The sequence below is a fragment of the Spirochaeta isovalerica genome, assembly GCF_014207565.1.
In the GTDB taxonomy this organism is placed as follows: domain Bacteria; phylum Spirochaetota; class Spirochaetia; order DSM-2461; family DSM-2461; genus Spirochaeta_F; species Spirochaeta_F isovalerica.
Map to the genome: position 1 here is coordinate 200,849 of NZ_JACHGJ010000006.1, position 21,779 is coordinate 222,627.

Here is a 21,779-nt window from a genome sequence, read left to right on the forward strand (position 1 = left end):
AATATAACAGAAGGTGATTTCCCCTTGCAAGGACGCACACTCCGTTTTAATATGGCTAACCATGGATAAACTCAAAGAATATGCGGAAATCATTCTCCGCTCGGGAATCAATCTGAAAGAAGGGCAGTGTGTCAGAATACGCTGCGGAGTTGAAGATTATCATTTTGCCCGCCTGCTGGGGCAGGAAGCTTACCGGATGGGATCCGGATATGTACATATCGATATACTCGATAATTATCTCGATTTGAGCCGTTTCTCTTATCAGAAGGAGGAGCAGCTCGACTACATTCCCCATTTCCTCATAGATGAGGGACGGGTCATGCTCGATGAGGACTGGGCGAATATCCGAATCGATAATGTCGGGGAGGGCAATGTTCTCAAAGACGCCGATCCCGGCAATGTGGCCAGAAACAGAAGAGCTCTCGGACGGGAACTCAAGTTTTTCAATAGATCTCTCATGGCCGATGAACATTCATGGTGTGTCGTGGCTCTTCCGGGGAAAAGCTGGGCGGAAAAAGTGCTCGGTAAAGGCGCGACGGTAGAGGAATTGTGGGATGTTCTCAAACCCATTCTCCGTCTCGACAGAGATGATCCGACGGAAGCCTGGGAAGAGCATAACAACACTCTTCATGCCCGATGCGACAGATACAACGGATTGAAATTCGACAGAATCAGATTTCGCAGCGAAGGGACGGATCTCACCGTCGGGCTTTCGGAGCGCAGCCTGTGGTGCGGCGGCCCCATGCCCCTTGCTGACGGCCGGTTGTACAATGCCAATATTCCTTCGGAGGAAATCTTTACCACTCCCGACTGGCGCCGGACCGAAGGTTATGTAAAGGTGACAAAACCCGTTTCCGTCAGGGAAAAGATGGTAACGGGCGCAGAGTTCCGTTTTGAGAAGGGAAAAGTCGTTTCTTTCCGTGCCGAAGAAGGGGAAGACGCTCTTAAGGAGTATTTTGATACCGATGAGGGAGCTTCTTTTCTGGGAGAGATTGCCCTTGTTCAAAATGACTCGCCCATTTCCAACAGCGGATTGATCTTCCACTCCATTCTCTACGATGAGAACGCGTCGTGCCATATGGCTCTCGGCGCGGGGTATCCCTCCTGCCTGAAGGATTTCAAGGAACTGGATTCTGCGGAAAAACTGAAGGATGCCGGTTGTAATGATTCTATGGTTCATACGGATTTCATGATCGGCGGGCCCGATACGGAATTGACTGCCTATACGGTCGATGGTAAGGAAATCCCTCTTATGAAAGATGGAAATTTCCTTTTGTGATATTTTCAGTCCCTGGTTATATGGATAATCCGGGGATTTGGGACCTTAATTGCGGCCGCTGCGGAATACCCATCCCAGCGGCTGCAGGGCTGAACAGACCAGCTCCCGATTTGCTGTCCGGCAGAACAGTCAATTTCTTTCAGCGGGACGGTGATCCCCGTTCCCACCCCTTTGAGATACGCTTCTTTCGCGGACCAGTATTTGTAAAATAATTCTGTTTTCCCTTCTTCGCTCAGGCCATCCATTGTTTTTATCTCACCGGCCGAACAGCAGGATTCAATCAAACCGTCGAGGTCACGGTTCTTTTTGATCTGCTCTATATCGACACCGATCTCCCCCTTGCTGTTAAATCCGTACAGGATGCGGTCTCCCGAATGGGAGAGGTTGAAAAAAGGGGCTTCCCTTTGGTTCATATAGGGCTTTCCGTTATCTCTGAGCAGTATTTCGATGGATCCGGGACGTGTTCCCGTGTATAGGGAGAGAATCTCTCTGAGCAGAACATAGACAACTCTCGATCTGATGCGGTCCGTTTTTTTATAGAACCTGTCCGCTTTATCCCTTTCCCGCCTGGACAGAATGGCTATGTTTTCCTCTCCATGGGATTCGAGCGGAGAGACGGGAAAAGACCATAAATGTATCTCATTTTCCCCTATGGGCGGAATTTCGTATTGAAAGGGAAGCTTCAAGGTTTATTTCCGGTTCAGTTCTCTGTTAATGATATCATCGAGAATTCGCGCCGCAGCGATTATCACTCTCCGGCATCCCTCCTGCTCAGTTCTGTACTCATCGAGAAGGGTCTGGCATAGGGACGAACCCATCTCCTCTTCGTAACGGGAAACCAGTTCCGATATGAGCTCTTTATGATAATCCCCTTCATGAGCGCGGTCTTTGACAAAAAGTTTTGCCAGAACCATGGCCGAAGCCGTTACGGCTCCGCAGCTTCTTCTGCTGTATATGCCTCCGGATAAGCCGGCGGCCATCTTCAGGCTCTCCTTGTCCAGACCCAGATTATACACTTCATTCGATCCGTAAAGGATGCGTTCGGAACAGCTGTAATCTTCTCTGTCCTTGTCTCCGAAACCGTTTTCGATTAATTCACTAACCATGGGGGGATTATATCAGCAATGCGAATCCTTGACAAATCTGAACTTATGGGACAGCCTCTGTATATGTATAAAATGATACTCGTCGACGATGAAGATGAGGTGAGGGGCAGGATCTCCTCCAAAATCTCTGAGGAGAGCGGTTTCACCATTGTCGGTACGGCGGGCAACGGTTACGATGCCCTGGAACTTATAGAAAAACACAACCCCCATGTGGTTCTTTCCGATATTAAAATGCCCTTTATCGACGGCATTGAACTGGCTACTATTATAAAAAGGGATTTTCCTACTATCCGCATAGCTTTTATAACTGGTTATGATGAGTTTGATTACGCGAGAGAAGCCATAGAGCTGAAAGTCTCGGGATACCTGACAAAACCTCTCACCCAGAATGATATAAGCCACTTTCTGAAGAAACTCAAAGTGGATCTCGACAGGGAATTTCAGGAGAAATACAATCTCGAAATTCTAAAGCAGCGCTATGAGGAGAGTATTCCCCTTGTCATCGACAACTATTTCAGTTCCTGTCTGGTTTCCTCCCATACAGGCCGGAGCGAAGAAATCGAAAACCTGAGGCAGTACGGCATTTCCCTCGATGACAAACCCTATCTCCTCTCGTATATAAAAATTGAAAAAAGAGAAGGCTCCCGGGATATTGTTGAATATGAGAAACTGAAACTTTCGGTGAGGTCTGTCATTAAATCAATTCTGGAAAGGCATGAATACGAACATTACAGTTTTATGTTTGCCGAAGGGATCATTTTTCTCGTAAAGGAGAAAGGAAAGTTTTTCCTTCGCGATGTGGACAGCGTGTTCTTCGAGATGGTCAAGATGTCCGAGAAGTTTCTCGATGTGCAGATCAACATCGGCATAAGCGTGTTGCATCGCGAATTCTCTCAGCTCTACACCGCCTGGGAGGAAGCTGACAAAGCCATCGGTTACAGCCATTTCCTTCATTCCGGGCGGATTGTCTATATCAATCAGCTGGAAAAGAGAAAGCTGAAAGTCCTGACTCTGGGAGAAGGGGATATTAAGGAAATTGAGCACAGCGTCAAATTCGGAAGCGAATCGGAACTGCGCAACGTCGTCGAGTCTCTGAAACTGAATGCTCTGAGAGACAGTCGGACCATAGCCAATTTCCGCCCCTACATCATCAATATGATGAATCTTATTGTCAATTTCGCCGAATCGATAGAAGCTGATCTGGATGAGGTGATCGGCCAGGATATTCTTGAACAGATGCTGGGCTTTTCCTCCCTGGAACAGCTGTTCGATTGGTTCCTGGTCACCCTTCTGAAACTGAGAGAGAAAAATCTCAGTACAAAAATGAGTAATTCCCAGAAACTTCTCGATAAAGCGGTTCAGTTTATCCACGGCAATTATGATGATCCGAAAATTTCCATGGAAACGGTCTGCGACGAGCTTGGAATCAGTATTTCCTATATGAGCCTGCTTTTCAAAAAGCACAAGGAGACGACTTTTGTCAAATATCTGACCGGAGTGAGAATTGACCGGGCGAAAGAGCTTCTCAAGCTGACCGGAGACCGGATTGTGGAAATTGCTTCGAAGTGCGGCTTCAGTGATGTATACTACTTCAGTCACTGTTTTAAAAAATATATGGGAGTATCTCCGAAAAAATACCGTGAAGAGACCGCTGACTAATCTTTCCATTGAACAGAGCATTCTTCTCGCGACGCTGTCGATCGTAATGATCGTTCTGTTTATTTCCAGCACAGTGTATTATTCGGTTTTCTCGAGAAAGACCGATTCTCTCGTGCAAAGCCAGTCGCGGGAGATAAACAAGCAGATCGTCCTCAATTACGAGAGTTACATCAACAGCGTTATTGAAACAGCCAATTATATTCAGTTTGCCTCATTGAACCGCGATGTCGCTCTTTCCGCGGAAGAACTGCAGGATGTTTTTTTCTACAATTCGGAAATCAAAAAGGATGTTGTCTCCATTTATCTCTTTGATATGGATGGCAGGAAACTTCTCGGAAACAAGCTGAACCTTATCCGCCTTTTCGATATTACAAAGGAAGACTGGTTCCGCAATGCCCTTTCGGAACCTTCCATTTTCCATTTTTCGGCGCCTCACAAAGAGAGTGTGTCCACGGCGGAAATCGATCAGGTCATTTCCGTGACCCGTTCCGTCGAGTATACCTGGCAGGGAAAGAAGAGAAACGGGGTCATCCTGATCGAACTCAACTTCCGCGTGCTGACTGATCTGGCAGAAAAGACCAATCTGGGAGAAGGCGGTCACATCATGATTCTCAACGATGCCGATTCCCTGATTTATTATTCCGGAAACTGGGATGATGAAGGGTTCGCCCGGAGCCTGTCACTGGCGGAGGAAAATTATCTGGGCGGTTTCAGAACAAGAATCAATAATAGAGAGATGTTTCTCAATATCAATACGCTGGCCCATACCCGCTGGAGAATTGTAACCGTCAGCAACATCAACGAAACCGCCCAGGCCAGACAACAGCTTCTTATGATAATTTTTCTGATTTTTCTCGTCAGTTTCGTCGTCACCATTATCGTTTCTCTTGTCATTTCAAGACGGATATCCAGTCCTCTTAATCAGTTGAAAAAAGCGATGCTGAAAATTGAGAGAGGGGATTTTACCACAAGAGTTCTGGTCAACAGCGGACAGAAAGAGGTCATCCGTCTTTCCCGGTCATTCAACAGTATGCTCGAAGAGATACACACGCTGATGGACAGGGTTGTCAACGAACAGAGAGAAAAAAGAAAAACAGAACTGAAAGCTCTTCAGAACCAGATAAATCCGCATTTTCTCTATAATACACTGGATTCCATTGTCTGGCTGGCGGAGAATCACCGCTCTGATGATGTGGTTACAACGGTTATCGCTCTGGCCCGTTTTTTCCGGATCAGCATATCCAAAGGACAGCAGTTCATAACGGTGAAAGATGAAATTTCCCATATTAAAAACTATCTCACCATTCAGAAAATCCGCTATATAGATAAATTCGAGTACTTTTTCGAAATCGATCCTGATATTTATGAGCAGAAAGTCATGAAGCTCATCCTCCAGCCCATTGTGGAAAATGCCATCTATCACGGAGTGGGTGACGATGATCTGGAGAAAATAACAATCCGCGCCGGCCGAGAGGATAATCTGCTTGTCTTTGAAGTCGAAAATACCGGTTACGGAATAACGGAAGAGAGAATCGCCGAAATCTATGAGATTTTGAAAGGAAACCATTCTATTACCAGTGTGGGGATGCGGAATGTCTATCTCCGGCTTAAACTTTTCTATGGAGAAGAGGCGGATATTCTAATCAGCAGCGTTCTCGATGAAAAAACCAATATAAAACTGATCATACCCATAAAAAATGAAGGGGAGAAAAACTCCTGATGAAACGTTTCCTGCTATTATTATTCGCGATCTTGTCTCTTTCATGCAGCAGCCCCAGAGAGGAAGGTGCGCTTTTTCTCTACAATACAGAGGATCCTTATGTGGCTGTGTTCGGCCGTCAGATTCAGATGGAATCGGGACCTCTTCTTGATATACGGACCTATAATGCCCAGAATTCCCAGATCATCCAGAATGAATCCATTGAGTCGGAGATCGTCAGAGCCGGTGTCATGATTATCAATCCCGTGGATCGTCTGGGGGCTTATACCATTATCCGGAGGCTTCGCAGCGAAGATATTCCGGTCATCTTTTTTAACAGAGAGCCTCTGGCTGAGGATCTGGCCTTATGGGACAAAGCTTTTTATGTGGGAGCCCGCGCGGAGCAGTCGGGCCGAATTCAGGCGGAGCTGGTCATGGACCTTTTCGGGGCGGATCCCCGGGAACTCAACAGACATGACCTTAACGGAAACAATATAATAGAAGCGGTTATTCTCAAAGGCGAGCAGGGGCATCAGGATGCTGAAATCCGGACCCGGGAAGTCGTCGACGCCTTTGCGGAAAAAGGATTTGCCCTGCATATACTGATCACCGAAGTGGCCAACTGGAAGAGACAGGAAGCATATGACAAAATGAAGCCCATACTCGATCAGTACAATGGTTCCGTGGAACTGATCATTTCCAATAACGACGCCATGGCTCTGGGGGCTGTCAGCTTAATGAGGCAGTCGGGCTTTTTTCGCGATGACAACGGAGACGGGGTAATCGGAAAGGATGATCTTTCCTGGCGTCCGGTAGTGGGAATTGACGGACTGGAGGAAGCCCAGGACATGATTGAGCAGGGGTATATGTACGGTACAGTGCTCAATGACTCCCATACACAGGCAAAGGCTATTGTGGATCTGGCTGAAGTTCTTCTGGAAGGGGGAGATCTGGACGACCTGAGCTATCCCCTTGAAAAGGGCAAGTATATCTGGATCGACTATAAGGTCTTCCAGTAAAAAGGGAGCCGGATGATTGACCCATGAGAAAATTCCCGTCTACAGCGACTTGAAAAAACCGGGAAAAAATACAGAAAATTCAAAAAAAACACTTCTTTTTGGAAAATCGAACAAATTTTGAAGAAGATATTACATTTTCAGCTCCTGTATCGGTGGTACGATAAATCATAACTTATTAAAGGAGCTATTTGATGAAAAAAGTAGTATTACTTGCACTCGTTGCTGTTCTCGCTGTTTCTGTTTCTTTTGCAAACGGTCAGCAGGACGATGGAAAAGTGGTTATCGGAGCTAACATCTACAACTTCGCTGACAACTTTATGAACGCTGCTATGAAGCCCGTTCTCGAAAGCTATGCAGTTGAAAAAGGTGCTGAAATCCAGGTTGTTGATTCTGAGAACCAGCAGGCCAAACTGAATGACCAGGTAGACGTATTCATCACTAAAGGTGTTGACGTTCTGGCTATCAACCTTGTGGACCCCGCTGCCGCCAGCACAATAATCGGAAAAGCAAAAGCAGCCGGAATCCCTCTGGTACTTTTCAACAAGGAAGCAACAGAAGCAGGTGCTATGGCTTCTTACGACAAAGTCTGGTACGTAGGTACTGACTCCGCCGAGTCCGGAATGATTCAGGGACAGATGATGGTCGCTGACTGGAAATCCAACCCCGACTGGGACAAAAACGGAGACGGAAAAGTTCAGTATGTTATGCTGAAAGGTGAACCCGGACATCCTGATGCTGAAGCCAGAACAAAATATTCTGTAGAAGCATTCAAAGATGCGGGAATCGGTGTTGAGCAGCTCGCTCTCGAAGCTGACCCCAACTGGTCCACTCAGCACGGAAACGACAAGATGGCTGCATGGCTGACTTCCAGCTTCGCCGACAAAATCGAACTCGTTATCTGTAACAATGATGCTATGGGATTCGGTGCTATCAACGCTATGAAAGCCGCCGGCGTTAGACTCCCCATCTACTCTGTTGACGCTCTTGACCAGGCTCTGACTCACATCGCTGATGGCGAGCTCGACGGAACAGTTCTCAACGACGGTGCAAACCAGGCTAAAGCTACAATCGACCTGGCTATCAACGCCGCAATGGGTAAAGACGTAACGGCCGGAACAGGATGGACTCTCCAGACTGACGGATCCAAAGCTGTCAGAGTTCCCTACGTTGCTGTAACTCCCGAAAACTACCAGGACTTCTAGTAAGATCTGAATAAGCAGTATTAACTGTATGAATCAGGAACCGGCCTTCACAAAGCCGGTTCCTGAATTAACGTCCACAGGACAGTGGACAGAATTATGAGAGAGGTGTTTCATTTGCACGAAGAATATTTATTGAGTATAAAAGATGTTTGCAAATCTTTCTCCGGTGTCAAAGTCCTCAAGAATGTGTGTCTGAACATCAAGGCCGGGACAGTTCATTCCCTGATGGGTGAAAACGGAGCCGGAAAGTCGACTCTGATGAAATGCCTTTTCGGTATATATAAGCAGGATTCCGGTGAATTTTTCCTCGAAGGCGAGGCTTTCAACTTTACCGATCCCAAGCATGCGCTGGAACATGGCGTATCAATGGTTCACCAGGAATTGAACCAGGTAACCAAGAGAACAATTTCCGACAATATCTGGCTCGGCCGGTATCCGACAAAAGGGCCCTTCGTTGATGAGAAAAAAATGTACAACGATACGATGGCGCTTTTTCAAAGACTGAATATACATCTCGATCCCAGAACCAGACTGGACAAGCTTTCCGTTTCCCAGAGGCAGATGGTGGAAATAGCCAAAGCTGTTTCCTACGATGCCAAAGTTATTGTTCTCGACGAACCAACTTCATCTCTAACTGCTCATGAAGTCGAGATGCTCTTTGATATTATGAAAGTTCTGAAAAATGAAGGCGTCGGTATCGTCTACATTTCTCATAAGATGGAAGAGATTTTTGAAGTATCCGATGAAGTTACCGTACTGCGGGACGGCTTTTATATAGGTACGGAAGATATTAAAAATCTGACGATGGAAAAAATCGTCAATATGATGGTCGGAAGAGAACTGGAAGACCGTTTTCCTCCGAAAGAGAACAAGCCCGGTGACGTTCATATGACAGTCAAAAATCTGTCTACCCGATACGCTCCGGAAATTCAGGATGTCAATTTCGAACTGAGAAGGGGAGAGATTCTCGGTGTGGCCGGACTGGTCGGTGCCGGCCGGACGGAAATGGTGGAAGCCCTTTTCGGCGCCAGAACTCTCCGGACCGGTGAAATCTTTATAGACGGGAAGAAAATCGACAACTCGTCTCCCCATAAAGCCATCAACAACAGGTTTGCGCTTCTGACGGAAGAGAGACGTGAAACGGGTATATACCCTGTGGCCGATATTACTTTTAATTCGACTATATCGAACATCAAGTCCTACAAGAATAAAGCCGGTTTTCTTATTGACAGGAAAATGAAAGATGATACGGATGAGCAGATCCGCGCCATGAGGATTAAAACTCCCAACAGAAGGGAAAAGATCCGTGCCCTGAGCGGCGGTAACCAGCAGAAGGTTATTATAGGCCGCTGGCTTCTGACTGATCCCGATATCCTTCTTCTCGATGAACCGACAAGAGGTATCGATGTAGGTGCGAAATACGAGATTTATCAACTTATTATCAATCTCGCTAAACGGGGGAAATCCATCATCGTCGTTTCTTCGGAAATGCCCGAACTGCTCGGTATTACCAATAGAATCATGGTTATGAGTAACGGACGGGTTTCGGGAATCGTAAATACCGATGAAACAACGCAGACAGAAATATTCAACCTGTCAGCTAAATATCTTAATAATACCAGAGAGGCAGAGGTATGAGTTCAGAAAATATAGTTAAGAGGTTTTTTTCCAAAAGCACTGAAGAGTGGAAAGAGCTTCTTATAAACAACGCGATATACATTGTCGTCGCGGCAATTATTCTTTTTATAGTCATCAGGGAGCCTTCTTTCGTATCGGTTCCGGTTTTCAGAAATATCCTGACCCAGTCTTCCGTCCGGTTGATTCTGGCCTATGGTGTTGCGGGCATAATCATTCTTCAGGGAACAGACCTTTCTTTGGGACGGCTTGTCGGATTCGCCGCTGTCGTATCCGGTTCTCTTCTTCAGAGAGCCGATTATGCCAACCGGTTTTATCCCGATATGCAGGCGCTTCCCCTCTTTGTTCCCCTTATTATCGCCATGCTGGTTACAATTGTCCTCAGCGCGGTTAACGGGTGGGTCGTAGCTCAGTTCAAGATCCATCCCTTCCTGGCGACGATGGGTATGATGATTACGGCTTACGGAATCCTCTCTATCTATTTTGCCTCCGGTGCACCCGGTCCCCAGCCGATCGGCGGATTCGATAACCGCTATACTGATTTTGTCATCGGAACCACTCTGGGAATTCCGAACCTCGTTATCTACGCGGCTATTACGAGTGTGATAATCTGGTTCCTCTGGAATAAAACCACCTTCGGTAAGAATATGTATGCCGTCGGAGGCAACCCGGAAGCCGCTAAAGTCTCCGGTGTAAATGTCATGATTACTACGGTCCTGGTTTATGTTCTGGCCGGTGCCCTTTATGGAATCGGAGGATTTCTGGAAGCGGCGAGAATCGGTAGTGCCAACAATGGAACGGGGTTCGGTTACGAACTCGATGCGATCGCCGCCTGCGTTGTCGGGGGTATCTCCTTCAGCGGAGGAATCGGAAAAGTTTCCGGAGCTATAGTCGGTGTTCTTATGTTCACCATCATCAGTTACGGAATGACATTTATGGGTCTCGATATGTACTATCAGTACATCATCAAAGGAATCATTATTGTAGCAGCCGTATCTTTGGATACGAAAAAATATTTGAAGAAATCATAAGCAGAAAAAGGAGGCCATTTGGGATCGGCCTCCTGGTCTTTGCGGACTGAAATCGTTTTTAAACTACTCCTTTTTTTTGATGCCGAAGCCGCCTTGTGTTACAGGGCGGCTTCATTATGCCCAATTAAAGAGAGAGGTCTTTTTCAAGCATCCTGACAATCGGCTTTCTGGCTTTTTCAATCGTCTCCCTGTCGAGAACTATCTCAGTTTCATTCTTTTCAAGAGCGTTTATAATATGATCGAGCTCAATCATTTTCATATTCATGCAAACAGCCTGTTCGGAAATGGGTATGAACAGTTTATGGGGATTTTCTTTCTGCAGACGGTGGATTATGCCGAGTTCCGTAGCGACGATAATCTGTTTCTCTTCGGTTTCTTTTGCAAAACGGAGCATACCTCCGGTACTTAGAGCATGATCGGACAGTTCAATAACTTCAGGACGGCATTCCGGGTGTACTATGGTGACGGCTTCGGGGTATTCCTTTTTCTTTTTAAGAATATCTTCCGGTGTCAGCCGCATATGGGTGGGACAGAAGCCTTTCCACAGGACGATATCCCGTCCCGTCTGCTTCGCCACATAGGCTCCGAGGTTTTTGTCCGGCAGAAAAAGTACCTGTTTATCCTCGGGCACAAGTGACACGATATCCGCCGCATTGGCTGAAGTACAGCAGACATCAACTTCCGTCTTCAGTTCAGCTGTGCTGTTTACATAGCAGACAGTCACCGCTCCGGGGTAATCTTTTTTGAATTTTCTGAGGGCGCTTGCCGTAGCCATATCGGCCATGGGGCACCCGCTTTCTTTCACGGGGTGCAGAACAGTTTTCTCCGGGCTGAGAATTTTGGCCGTTTCCGCCATGAACTGAACTCCGCAGAAAACGATAACATCTTCATCGATATCTCTGGCTTTTATGCTCAGCTCCAGGGAATCCCCCACAAAGTCGGCCACATCCTGAACCTCTCCCAGAACATAATTATGTGCCAGAATAATGGCGTTTCGTTCTTTTTTCAGTTTTTTTATTTTATCAATTTTTTCCTGATTATATGGTACTGACATGATTTGTTTCCTCAATTTTTACGCTTTAACAGATACATCTTTCCAGATTTCGACAGGTTATTTTTCTATTTACGATTAAATGTTCCTGACAATCCCGTCATGTTAAGCGGTATTTCGTGCATTTTAGCGTTAACAGAGAGGGGGTGTAAAGACTCCGAAACCACCTACGGAGGGGGGCGGGAGAGCTTTTTTATTATTTTTGACGAAATCCGGTAAAAAAACTTGACTAACCCTTATACTTTTGTAAACTATATTTAAAGTCTACAAAAAAGGTAGACATATAGTACATTAAGGATGGAAAAATGAAATTATCAACCAGAAGCAGATACGCGGCCAGAGCCATAATCGAAATTGCCAAGCAGACAGGAGATAAACCTATTACACGAAAGAGTATCTGCGAGAGCCAGGAAATTTCCTCTTCCTACCTGGAAAACATTTTAATTGTACTGAAAAACCAGGGAATTATCAAAACCATCAGAGGCCCCAGGGGGGGATATGTTCTGGCAAAGGATCCGGAAGAAATTTCAATGTATGAAATAGTGAAAGCCTTTGAAGGTTCCATATCGGCCGTCCACTGTGTCGATGATCCCAAAAACTGCCCCCGGTATAAAGATTGTCCTACAAAAATCGTCTGGGAAGCTCTGATGAAATCCCAGAAAGACGTGCTCGATAGCTTTAATATAAAAGATCTCATGATGCGGAGCGAAAACCAAATAAGCCCGGAATACCTGATCTGAAAACAAAAAAGTAAAATTGAATAAATATGTAAGAGGTATGTAAATGAGAATATATGATGATATTACTCAGTTGGTGGGTCATACCCCGCTGGTCAGAATTAATTCTCTTTCCGATGAAAAGGGAAATGAAATTATAGGGAAAATGGAATCTTTTAATCCATTGTCCAGTATCAAAGACAGAATCGCACTGGCTATGATTGAGCAGGCGGAAAAAGACGGAGTCCTGAAAAAAGGAGGATTGATTGTCGAGCCTACAAGTGGAAACACGGGAATCGGACTGGCCTATGTAGCGGCTGCGAGGGGATATAAGATCATATTGGTAATGCCTGATACCATGAGCATGGAGAGGCGAAATATACTTTCCGCTCTCGGAGCGGAACTCGTTCTGACCCCTGGTGCTACCGGAATGAAGGGAGCTATTGAAAAAGCGGGCGAAATCCTTAAAGACAATCCCGGCAGCTTCATGCCCCAGCAATTCGAAAATCCGGCAAACCCCCGGGTTCACAGAGAAACCACCGCAAGGGAAATTCTGGAAGACACCGATGGCAAAGTCGATTATTTTGTGGCGGGAATAGGAACAGGCGGAACCATAACGGGAAATGGAGAAACCCTTAAAAAAGAAATTCCCGGTATAAAAATCATTGCAGTGGAGCCTTTCGGCTCTTCAGTTCTCTCGGGACTGTCTCCCGGTCCTCATAAAATACAGGGAATCGGCGCCGGATTTATTCCCAAAGTTCTCAACAGGGAGATCATCGACGAGATTGTAAGAATCTCATCCGACGAAGCTGCGGAAACAACGAGAAACGTGGCGAAGCGCGATGGGATATTTCTGGGAATTTCTGCCGGAGCGGCATTGGCCGCGGCAAAAAAGATCGCTGAAAAGGTCGAGGGCAAACGGATTGTCGTAATTCTTCCCGACAGCGGAGACCGTTACCTTTCCACATGGATATATAGCTGATAGCAGCTGAAGGAGACAACATGAGCTACCGATTTAATACAAAGGCCATACATTCGGGAAATTATACCGATGAGACCGGAGCCCGGGCCGTACCGATTCATAGAACAAGCGCCTATCTCTTCCGCGATGCGGAGCACGCCGCAAATCTTTTCGCTCTTAAGGAACTGGGTAATATTTATACCCGTCTCCAGAATCCCACGCAGGATGTTCTGGAGAAGAGAGTCGCCGATCTTGAAGGCGGCGCGGCTGCGCTGGCCCTCGCATCAGGGACATCGGCGATTTTCTATACGGTCATAAATACCTGCGCGATGGGAGATGAAGTCGTTGCGGCTGTTAATCTCTACGGCGGAACTTTCACTATGTTCAAGGATATCCTTCCCGGATTGGGTATAAAGGTCAGGTTCGTAAATCCCGTCAAACCTGAAGAGTTCGAAGAGGCCATTAACGAAAAAACCCGATTGCTCTATACGGAAGTGATTGGAAATCCGTCGCTTGATGTGGCTTCCATCAAAGATATTGCCGCCATTGCCGATAGACACAAAATTCCTCTAGCCGTGGATTCCACTTTTACCACGCCATACCATATCCGCCCTCTGGAGCATGGAGCGCATATCGTTATCCATTCTCTGACTAAATGGATGGGCGGACATGGGACAGGGATTGGTGGAATCGTAGTGGACGGGGGAAAATTCGACTGGTCTGACAGCCGTTTTAAACTCTATCATGATCCGGAGCCTTCCTATCACGACTTGAGATTCGGTCATGATCTGGGAGAATTGCAGCCGCTGGCTTTCATTCTCCGCATGAGGCTGATTCCGCTGCGTAATCTGGGAGCCTGCATCAGTCCCGATAACGCCTGGATATTTCTCCAGGGCCTGGAGACGCTGGCTCTGAGAATGGAGAGACACAGTTCCAATGCTCTCGCCATTGCGCGATACCTGAAAAAGCATCCCAAGGTCGCCTGGGTCCGTTATCCGGGTCTGGAAGACGACCCTGCATACAAAACAGCTTCGAAGGAACTGGAAAACGGCTTCGGGGGCATGGTTGTCTTCGGTGTGAAAGAAGGACGGGAAGGAGGGGAGAAATTCATTAACAGCCTGAAACTCTTCTCCCATCTTGCCAATGTGGGTGATGCGAAAAGCCTCGCCATACATCCTGCGAGCACGACCCATTCCCAGCTTTCCGAAGAAGATCTGGAGAAGGGTAGCATAGGGGCCGATCTGATCAGATTATCCGTCGGGATCGAGCATATTGACGATCTTATGGAAGATCTGGATCAGGCTTTGGGCTGAATAATAAAAAAGGGCTGATTTTTCAGCCCTTTCTGTTTTTTTTTGTTATATAATCTTAAATATGAAAGTTGCAGAAAAAAACGGAATCAGAATTATCACATTGGAAACAGATCATCTCGATGCGCTAAATTCCGATGAAATCAAAAAGAACATGATTTCAAACAGTGAAGGTGCGGAGAAAGTCATACTCAACCTCGGGAAAATCACTTTTGTCGATAGTTCCGGCCTGGGAGCTATCCTGACAGTCTTTCGACATATCGGGAGTCTGAAAGGCAGCATGGTTATTGCCGAACCCAGAGAATCGGTCAAGGTTCTATTCAAACTCGTCCGATTGTCCCATATGATCAAAGTCTTTGATACGGAGAGCGAAGCTTTAGCACATTTTCAATGAGAAAAGGCCGTAGAGATTTTAACATAGCTCTTAAATCTCATGTGGGGAGGCAGATGTTTACATCGGTCCCTCTGTTTATCATTTTTCTCTGTTTTATTTTTCTTCTTCAGACAGTTTTCTTTTATTTCTATGAACTGAATGAAAAGGGGTTCTATCCTCTTTTGGTATCTTTAGCGGGATTGATTGGTTTCTTTCCGGTTTCTTTTTTTCTTAAGAGAAAATCTCATTTCAACCATTACGCCCTTGTCAGCTTTCTCCTGCTTTTCTTTTTTTATTTTATCCAACTTTTTCTGATGGTTTTCTTTCAAATCCGTTATTTATGGAGCCTTCTTCTTCTGGTCCAGATCCTTTCGAGTTACTATATGCTGAGTAACCGTTATTTTTACTTTTTTACCTTTTTCAACGGATTTGTATACTCATGGTATTTTTTAATCTATTTTACGAAGGGGTCCTCTCTCGATTCGCTCCTGGCCATGGTTTTTGCCCTGTTTCTTTCGCTATTGATTCATTGCGACAGGCGTAATGCGCTGACAACATTGGCCGATTCCTATGAAAAACAGAAAGAGATTAACAATCGTTTCAGACAGCTGGAAGAAAACATCAGCCAGGTCTTCCTGCTCACATCCACTGATATGCAGCAGATATTCTACGTCAGTTCCGCTTTTGAAGACCTGGTTAAGATTTCCCGCGAGGAGTTTATCAAAAATCCTTCCATCTGGCGGGAGTTTATCTTTCAGGGAGACAAACTCCGAGTTGATCTGGAAATAGAGACGGTTATACAAGAGCGTAATGCCCGGGAGTTCGATTGCCGGATCGATAGTCATGAGGGGCTGATCTGGCTTCGCTTTCAGATTTACCCGGTTAAGTCGGAGCTTTCTGTCGGTATCGACCGCTTCGCCATTATTGTAGATGACATTACCGAAAGCAAAATGGCTGAACTGAAACTGGCTGAGGCCCGTTCTCTCGATGGTGAAATGGCAGCCCGCATTCAGAGAAATCTTCTTTTTTCCGATTTTGATATTCCCATCGAAGGCGTTGACGGCGCGGCCGAATCCATTCCTTCTCTGGATGTCGGGGGAGACTTCTATGATATTTACAATTTCTCTCCCCATATGGTGGACCTCATTATTGCCGATGTTATGGGAAAGGGAAGGATTGCCGCTATGCTGGGCGCGGCATCTAAAAGCGCATTTATGAAAGCCAGGCTTGATCTTTCTGTTAAATATCAGGAAGTGCCTCCCATAGACAGGATTGTCTCGGAGACATCCCGCTCCATATCCGGCGAACTTATGCAGATGGGAAAATTCATCACTCTTCAATATGCCAGACTGGATATGGAAAAGGAAATTTTTGAGTTTGTCGATAAAGGACACACAAGCATCCTGCACTATTCGGCGAGGCTGAAATGTTTCTGGTCCCTGAAAGGATGGAACATGCCCATAGGGTTCAATCCTGAAGAGAAGGAGATCCTGAGCGTTGTACCTGTTGAACAAGGGGATCTCTTCTTTTTATATTCCGATGGAATCATAGAAGCCGAAAATGCCGAAGGGGAACAGTTCGGCGAAAGACGTCTTATATATTTGTTGAAAAACAGCATTCATCTCACTTCAAGCCAGATCATCAATAAAATAAAAAACATCATTTTCCATTACTCCTGTGCCGACAGTTATTCCGATGATATTACCTGTATAGCTTTGAAAACAGTGCAGGTGAAACAACACGTATCTCTCAAAAACATTATCCTCGAAGGCCGACGCGAGTCGCTGAAAACTCTTAGATCTTTTACGGCGGATTTTCTCAGAAGTGAATTTCCCGGTATTGAAAAAGATACGCATGACGCTGTAATAATCGCTCTCAACGAAGCTGTTGCCAATGTCATCGAGCATAATTATGAGAAAGATCCGGAGCTCGAGGGCCGGGAAATATATCTGACAGCGGAACGGAAGGGGAATTCCTCATTTTTCCGTTTGTTCTGGGATGGCCGGGAGTTCGACTGGTCCGTTCTCAAAGCTCCCGATCTGAGTGAGTTGAAAAGCGGTGGATACGGAGTTTCGCTAATGAAGGAAATTATGGATTCCATAAGCTACTCCGCCAATATTGACGGAGTTCAGCAGCTCATAATGGTCAAAGATATTCTGTCAGCGAAATGAAACTTCCAGACGGAGGGGGTTGTGATCTGTGTGTTTAAAATTCAGATCGATTGTATTTATGCTTTTCAGCTCCAGGTTGGGAGACAGGAGAAAGCCGTCGATGACCGTCGTAAAGGTTTCGCCCGCTTTGTAGGGAGCGGCCAGAGAGCGGTTGGTCGGAGTTGAGCGGTCGGCGCCCCAGGTCCATCCTTCCATCTGCCAGTCCGGGGGGAGGGGCTGATAGAAATCCGGAGCTTTTTCCTCTGATTTAAAGGTCGCTCCGTCCGTACCGGGCATATAACTGTTCCAGTCTCCCCCGATAATGACATATTTTCCATCGCCATACTCTTTTTCCGCCAGATCTTTGAGAAATTTCAACTGATCTTTTTTGAGGAATCCGCCTTTGTCATAAGCGGACAAGTGGGCATTGATAAAGACGACTTCTTTGCCGCCTGATACTGTTGCGGTTGAAACAAGGAGGCAGCGGTCGAGAAAGAAGACGCTTTTCGGCCACTTGTAGTTTCCCGGAAGAGAATATCTCAGGGACTGCGAAAAAGGAAATCGAGAAAAAAGAGCCAGCCCTGATAATACGGAACCGTATTGCGTTCCCACGATTGTCGGGGAGGGAATATATTTAACTTTATAATTGGGGGCGAAAGTCCGGTTATATCCAGCGAGAAGTTCCGCCGTGATTTCATACTGATCATTTTTGTAGGAACGGGTGCTCTTTCTATCCATTTCCTGAAAAAAGTAGACATCTGCAGTATTTTTTCTGATAAAGGTCTCGATTCCCTGCCAGTTGGTCAGATATTCAGCTTCCGGGGCTCTTACCCCGGTGCCCCCATCCATAAAAAAATCCATATTTTCACCGAGACCCCCATAACCGAGGTTCCAGTTTATGATCGTAAGACTTTCACTTGTTCGGGGCGATTGACCCTGGTTTGTCATTTCCGCGGAAGTTATTAAATCTGGTCTGTAATCCGTTATGGTCAGCCAGAGAACCAGGCCTCCGAGAATTATCACCAGAGAAACAATTGTGTAAACGATTATTAATAGTATTTTTTTCATTGTTTAATTATTCTTCTCTCCACCTGAAGATGTCAACTTAAATCGAAATGGACTAAAATAGGGCTATTGGTAATAAAGGAGACGATTATGAGTGTGCATATCGGGGCGGAAAAAGGATCAATTGCGGAAACGGTGCTTATGCCCGGCGATCCGCTGAGAGCCCGTTTCATAGCGGAAAAATTTCTCGAAAACACTGAATGCTACAACGAAGTGCGGGGAATGTATGGTTATACAGGTCTCTATAAAGGAAAAGCGGTTTCCGTTCAGGGATCGGGCATGGGGCAGGCTTCCCTGTCAATCTATACGAATGAGCTCATTTGTGATTACGGTGTTAAAAATCTGATTCGCGTCGGATCTTGCGGATCCTATCATGAACATGTGAAAGTCAGGGACCTGGTTATCGCCATGAGCGCTTCAACAGATTCGGCTATGAACAGAGAGAGATTTAACGGGAATTTTTATGCGCCCACTGCAGATTATCACCTGTTTAAAACAATGACAGCTCAGGCGGATGAAATGGGGATGACATATCATGCGGGCAATATCCTGGCGACCGATACTTTCTACCACGATGATCCTGAGCACTGGAAAAAATGGGCTGATTTCGGTGTTCTGGCAGTGGAAATGGAATCGGCGGCCCTTTACACCCTGGCGGCGAAGCACGGGGCAAGGGCTCTTACCATATGTACTGTGAGCGACAATCTGGCGACAGGAGAGTTCACTTCGTCGGAGGAAAGAGAGACTTCTTTTACAGAGATGATGAAACTGGCTCTGGAGACTGCCTTTAAACTTTAAATAAAAGCTATTGGAGTTAGACCCGCCTTCCAATATGGAAGCGGGTCAGCATCGGCTTATTTTTCCAGATCCATGATTTTGTCGACTCGCCTGTCGTGGCGACCGCCTTCAAAATCAGTTTCCATGAATTTATCAATCATATCGGTAACCGAATCCTTATAAGCAATTCTACCGCCGAATGCGATCACATTGGCGTTATTATGAAGTTTGCTCATTTCCGCAGCGAACAGATCCTGAGGGAGCGCGCAGCGGATGCCGTCTATTTTATTGGCTGAAATGGAAATCCCTATACCGGTTCCACAGAGCAGAATCCCGAATTTATAATCTCCCGCCAGCAGTTCCCTGCAAAGCTCTTCCGCTTTATCGGGATAGTCAACGGCTTCTTCTTCTCCGACTCCGAGGTCTTTCACCTCAAAACCTTTTCCTGTTAGATGAGCTACAATTGCATTTTTCAATTCCACGGCGCCGTGGTCGTTTCCAATTATTATCGTTTCAGACATATTATTCCTTTCCTGTTCAATATATAAAAAATACAATCTTTTTCGAATATAATTAATACTGCGAAAAGGAAGTTTTTTCTTTTTTACCGGTTGATCCAGTCATTATCTCTTTCGAAGAACAGCTCGATAATTCACTCAGATAAAATCTGTAACTTTTCGGATGCCATTTCCTTTATTAAGTAGTATATTTTGAACGAAAACAATACAGGAGCTGTGTCTTATGAACGAAAATTATGCTTATGCCGAACAGAGTGCTGTTCGCGAAAGAACCATATTAAAGAATGTCTATGTGTGGATGTCCGCGGGACTGTTTCTGACGGCAGTGGTCGCCAGGATGTTTGTCCAGACGAGATTGTTTGTTCCCCTGATTTCAAACCAGTTTCTCTTCTTCGGCTTGATAATTGCCGAACTGTTTCTGGTCATCCGTCTCTCTTCCAGAATCATGACTATGTCCGTCGCCCAGGCTGCCGGTACATTCGCCGCTTATTCGATTCTGAATGGGGTTACTCTGTCCACGATATTCGTGGCATACCGGATCGGAACCATCTACACGGCCTTCTTTGTAACGGCAGGAACTTTCGGCGTTATGAGCCTCTGGGCTTTAACGACAAAAAGAGATCTTTCCGGACTGGGGCATTTTCTCATGATGGGACTGATCGGAATCATTATTGCTTCGCTGGTTAATTTTTTCATCGGCAGCACATCTCTCTATTACATGATTTCCTATGCCGGCGTGGCCATATTTACTCTCCTTACAGCCTACGATACCCAGAAGATCAAAGTTATGAGCAGACAGATGAGTTACTCCGTCGATGAAGCAACCTATACGAGAATTTCCATTATGTGTGCTCTCCGGCTTTATCTGGATTTCATAAATATGTTCCTCTTCATCCTGAGAATCATGGGTAGACGAAATTAATGGGGAAAGAGATGAAAAAACTGGCCGATGATCTGGCCTCTTTTATAGAAACCGCGCCATCTGCTTTTCATGCGGTCAGAACCGTTGAGGAAAGACTCAAAGCGGGGGGATTCACGGCGCTTGATGAAAAGGACAGCTGGTCTCTGGAAAAAGGCGGCCGTTATTACCTTATGAGAAACGGCAGCTCTCTGGCCGCTTTTATTCTAGGCGATAAACCTGTCGCCGAATCCGGTTTTCATATCGCCGGCGCTCATACGGACAGCCCTTCATTCAGAATCAAGAAAGAAGGAGCTTCCGTTCAGGGCGGAATCCTCAGGATGTCTGTGGAGACCTACGGCGGCCCCATACTCTCTACCTGGCTCGACAGAAACCTATCAGTTGCGGGACGGATTGTCACGAAAACCGGGACCGTTCTTGTCGATCTGAAAGATCCCGTGGCTCTTATTATGAATCAGGCTATTCACATGAACCGCGAGATGAACAAAGGGATTGAATACAACAAACAGAACCACCTTCAGGCGGCTTTCGCCATTGTGGACAAGGATGAGACGCGCACGCCCTCCGATCTGTTCAAAGATCTCATAGCTGAAAAAACCGGTATCGAGGCTCAATCCATTCTGGATATGGAGCTGTTTCTCTACGATGTTCAGAAACCGCTTTTTGCCGGAATGAACAACGAGTTTATCAGTTCGTCCCGTATCGATAACCTGGCTATGTGTCACAGCATTGTTGAAGCGATCGGCGCAAGCGACAGGCAGGACCACAGCTCGCTGGCTGTCTTCTTCGACAATGAAGAAATCGGCAGCCGGACCTTGCAGGGCGCTGATTCTTCTTTTCTGAGAGACCTGCTGGACAGAATAACTGCAGTGACCGGAGGGGGACGAGATGATTCCTACAGGGCCAGAGCGGCTTCCTTCTCCATAAGCGCCGACGGCGCCCACGCTCATCATCCCAATTATCCGGAATCCCATGATCCGGCATACGCTCCGAATGTGGGCGGCGGACCGGTTATAAAAATAAGTTCGACCTACCGTTATTCAACAACGGCCGAAACGGCAGCGGTTTTCAGAAAGCTATGCCGGGAAGAAGACGTTCCCTGCCAGGAACTGATCAACCGATCGGATATTCCTTCGGGGTCAACAATCGGAACCATGACATCGGCTCTTACGGGAATCGCTTCCGTTGACGTCGGTTCTCCCATGTTCGCCATGCACAGCATCAGAGAGACGGCCGGTGTGGCTGATCATTTTTACATGACCCGGGTATTGAAGAGATTCTACAACTGTGATTTAAATAGTCTCTGACT

20 protein-coding genes are annotated in these 21,779 nt (G+C 46.2%); 15 read left to right on the forward strand and 5 right to left on the reverse strand.

Going from position 1 to position 21,779, the window contains the following annotated elements:
* Positions 1-61 precede the first annotated feature (61 nt).
* Positions 62-1,279 carry an aminopeptidase gene (locus HNR50_RS15510; protein ID WP_184747697.1) on the forward strand — a complete coding sequence of 406 codons (1,218 nt, stop codon included), beginning with the start codon at positions 62-64 and terminating at the stop codon, positions 1,277-1,279.
* Between the two features lie 5 nt (positions 1,280-1,284).
* On the opposite strand, the gene HNR50_RS15515 is transcribed toward HNR50_RS15510, so the two are convergent.
* Together HNR50_RS15515 and HNR50_RS15520 are read right to left on the reverse strand one after the other, a co-directional pair.
* Positions 1,285-1,965 (reverse strand): 4'-phosphopantetheinyl transferase family protein, encoded by a 681-nt coding sequence (locus HNR50_RS15515; protein WP_184747698.1) that lies wholly within the window; start codon positions 1,963-1,965, stop codon positions 1,285-1,287.
* 3 nt (positions 1,966-1,968) lie between these two features.
* On the reverse strand, positions 1,969-2,385 hold the full coding sequence (locus tag HNR50_RS15520) for a C-GCAxxG-C-C family protein (protein WP_184747699.1): 417 nt from the start codon (positions 2,383-2,385) through the stop codon (positions 1,969-1,971).
* A 63-nt stretch (positions 2,386-2,448) separates the two neighbouring features.
* Here HNR50_RS15520 and HNR50_RS15525 point away from each other — a divergent pair, with 63 nt between their 5' ends.
* From HNR50_RS15525 to mglC, 6 genes are all read left to right on the forward strand, one after another.
* A complete protein-coding gene (locus HNR50_RS15525; RefSeq protein ID WP_184747700.1) occupies positions 2,449-4,044 on the forward strand; it encodes a response regulator transcription factor in 1,596 nt (531 codons plus the stop codon).
* Positions 4,025-5,764, forward strand: a complete 1,740-nt coding sequence (locus tag HNR50_RS15530) for a histidine kinase (protein ID WP_184747701.1) — start codon at positions 4,025-4,027, stop codon at positions 5,762-5,764. The genes HNR50_RS15525 and HNR50_RS15530 overlap by 20 nt, the downstream gene beginning before the upstream one ends.
* Positions 5,764-6,762: a galactose ABC transporter substrate-binding protein gene (locus HNR50_RS15535; RefSeq protein ID WP_184747702.1), complete on the forward strand. Its 999-nt coding sequence runs from the start codon at positions 5,764-5,766 to the stop codon at positions 6,760-6,762. Before HNR50_RS15530 ends, HNR50_RS15535 begins: the two co-directional genes overlap by 1 nt.
* 191 nt (positions 6,763-6,953) lie before the next feature.
* Positions 6,954-7,964 (forward strand): substrate-binding domain-containing protein, encoded by a 1,011-nt coding sequence (locus HNR50_RS15540; RefSeq protein WP_184747703.1) that lies wholly within the window; start codon positions 6,954-6,956, stop codon positions 7,962-7,964.
* Positions 7,965-8,078: 114 nt separating this feature from the next.
* Positions 8,079-9,602, forward strand: coding sequence for a sugar ABC transporter ATP-binding protein (locus HNR50_RS15545; protein WP_246434042.1), 1,524 nt, complete (start codon positions 8,079-8,081; stop codon positions 9,600-9,602).
* Positions 9,599-10,630, forward strand: coding sequence for a galactose/methyl galactoside ABC transporter permease MglC (gene mglC, locus HNR50_RS15550; RefSeq protein WP_184747705.1), 1,032 nt, complete (start codon positions 9,599-9,601; stop codon positions 10,628-10,630). Before HNR50_RS15545 ends, mglC begins: the two co-directional genes overlap by 4 nt.
* 124 nt (positions 10,631-10,754) lie before the next feature.
* Here the strand turns inward: mglC and nadA are convergent, their stop codons facing one another.
* Positions 10,755-11,684: a quinolinate synthase NadA gene (gene nadA / locus HNR50_RS15555; RefSeq protein WP_184747706.1), complete on the reverse strand. Its 930-nt coding sequence runs from the start codon at positions 11,682-11,684 to the stop codon at positions 10,755-10,757.
* A gap of 302 nt (positions 11,685-11,986) precedes the next feature.
* On the opposite strand from nadA, the gene HNR50_RS15560 reads away from it, so the two are divergent.
* The 5 genes from HNR50_RS15560 (at position 11,987) to HNR50_RS15580 (ending at position 17,212) form a co-directional block, all read left to right on the forward strand.
* Positions 11,987-12,421 carry an RrF2 family transcriptional regulator gene (locus HNR50_RS15560; RefSeq protein WP_184747707.1) on the forward strand — a complete coding sequence of 145 codons (435 nt, stop codon included), beginning with the start codon at positions 11,987-11,989 and terminating at the stop codon, positions 12,419-12,421.
* 43 nt (positions 12,422-12,464) lie between these two features.
* Positions 12,465-13,379 carry a cysteine synthase A gene (gene cysK, locus HNR50_RS15565; RefSeq protein ID WP_184747708.1) on the forward strand — a complete coding sequence of 305 codons (915 nt, stop codon included), beginning with the start codon at positions 12,465-12,467 and terminating at the stop codon, positions 13,377-13,379.
* Between the two features lie 20 nt (positions 13,380-13,399).
* The gene (locus HNR50_RS15570; protein ID WP_184747709.1) at positions 13,400-14,671 is read left to right on the forward strand and encodes an O-acetylhomoserine aminocarboxypropyltransferase/cysteine synthase family protein; all 1,272 of its coding nucleotides are present in this window, start codon (positions 13,400-13,402) and stop codon (positions 14,669-14,671) included.
* A gap of 61 nt (positions 14,672-14,732) precedes the next feature.
* Entirely contained in the window at positions 14,733-15,062 is a 330-nt protein-coding gene (locus HNR50_RS15575; protein ID WP_184747710.1) for an STAS domain-containing protein, read from the forward strand.
* Between the two features lie 53 nt (positions 15,063-15,115).
* Entirely contained in the window at positions 15,116-17,212 is a 2,097-nt protein-coding gene (locus tag HNR50_RS15580; RefSeq protein WP_184747711.1) for an ATP-binding SpoIIE family protein phosphatase, read from the forward strand.
* Here the strand turns inward: HNR50_RS15580 and HNR50_RS15585 are convergent.
* A complete protein-coding gene (locus HNR50_RS15585) occupies positions 17,201-18,259 on the reverse strand; it encodes an endonuclease/exonuclease/phosphatase family protein (RefSeq protein ID WP_184747712.1) in 1,059 nt (352 codons plus the stop codon). The genes HNR50_RS15580 and HNR50_RS15585 overlap by 12 nt on opposite strands.
* Before the next feature lie 87 nt (positions 18,260-18,346).
* On the opposite strand from HNR50_RS15585, the gene deoD reads away from it, so the two are divergent.
* Positions 18,347-19,054, forward strand: a complete 708-nt coding sequence (deoD, locus tag HNR50_RS15590; protein WP_184747713.1) for a purine-nucleoside phosphorylase — start codon at positions 18,347-18,349, stop codon at positions 19,052-19,054.
* A gap of 56 nt (positions 19,055-19,110) precedes the next feature.
* Here the strand turns inward: deoD and rpiB are convergent, their stop codons facing one another.
* Positions 19,111-19,554 carry a ribose 5-phosphate isomerase B gene (rpiB, locus tag HNR50_RS15595; RefSeq protein ID WP_184747714.1) on the reverse strand — a complete coding sequence of 148 codons (444 nt, stop codon included), beginning with the start codon at positions 19,552-19,554 and terminating at the stop codon, positions 19,111-19,113.
* A gap of 220 nt (positions 19,555-19,774) precedes the next feature.
* Here rpiB and HNR50_RS15600 point away from each other — a divergent pair, with 220 nt between their 5' ends.
* Both HNR50_RS15600 and HNR50_RS15605 read left to right on the forward strand, forming a co-directional pair.
* Positions 19,775-20,473, forward strand: coding sequence for a Bax inhibitor-1/YccA family protein (locus tag HNR50_RS15600; RefSeq protein ID WP_184747715.1), 699 nt, complete (start codon positions 19,775-19,777; stop codon positions 20,471-20,473).
* 11 nt (positions 20,474-20,484) lie between these two features.
* Positions 20,485-21,777, forward strand: coding sequence for a M18 family aminopeptidase (locus HNR50_RS15605; protein ID WP_221439902.1), 1,293 nt, complete (start codon positions 20,485-20,487; stop codon positions 21,775-21,777).
* The last annotated feature ends 2 nt before the right edge of the window (positions 21,778-21,779 follow it).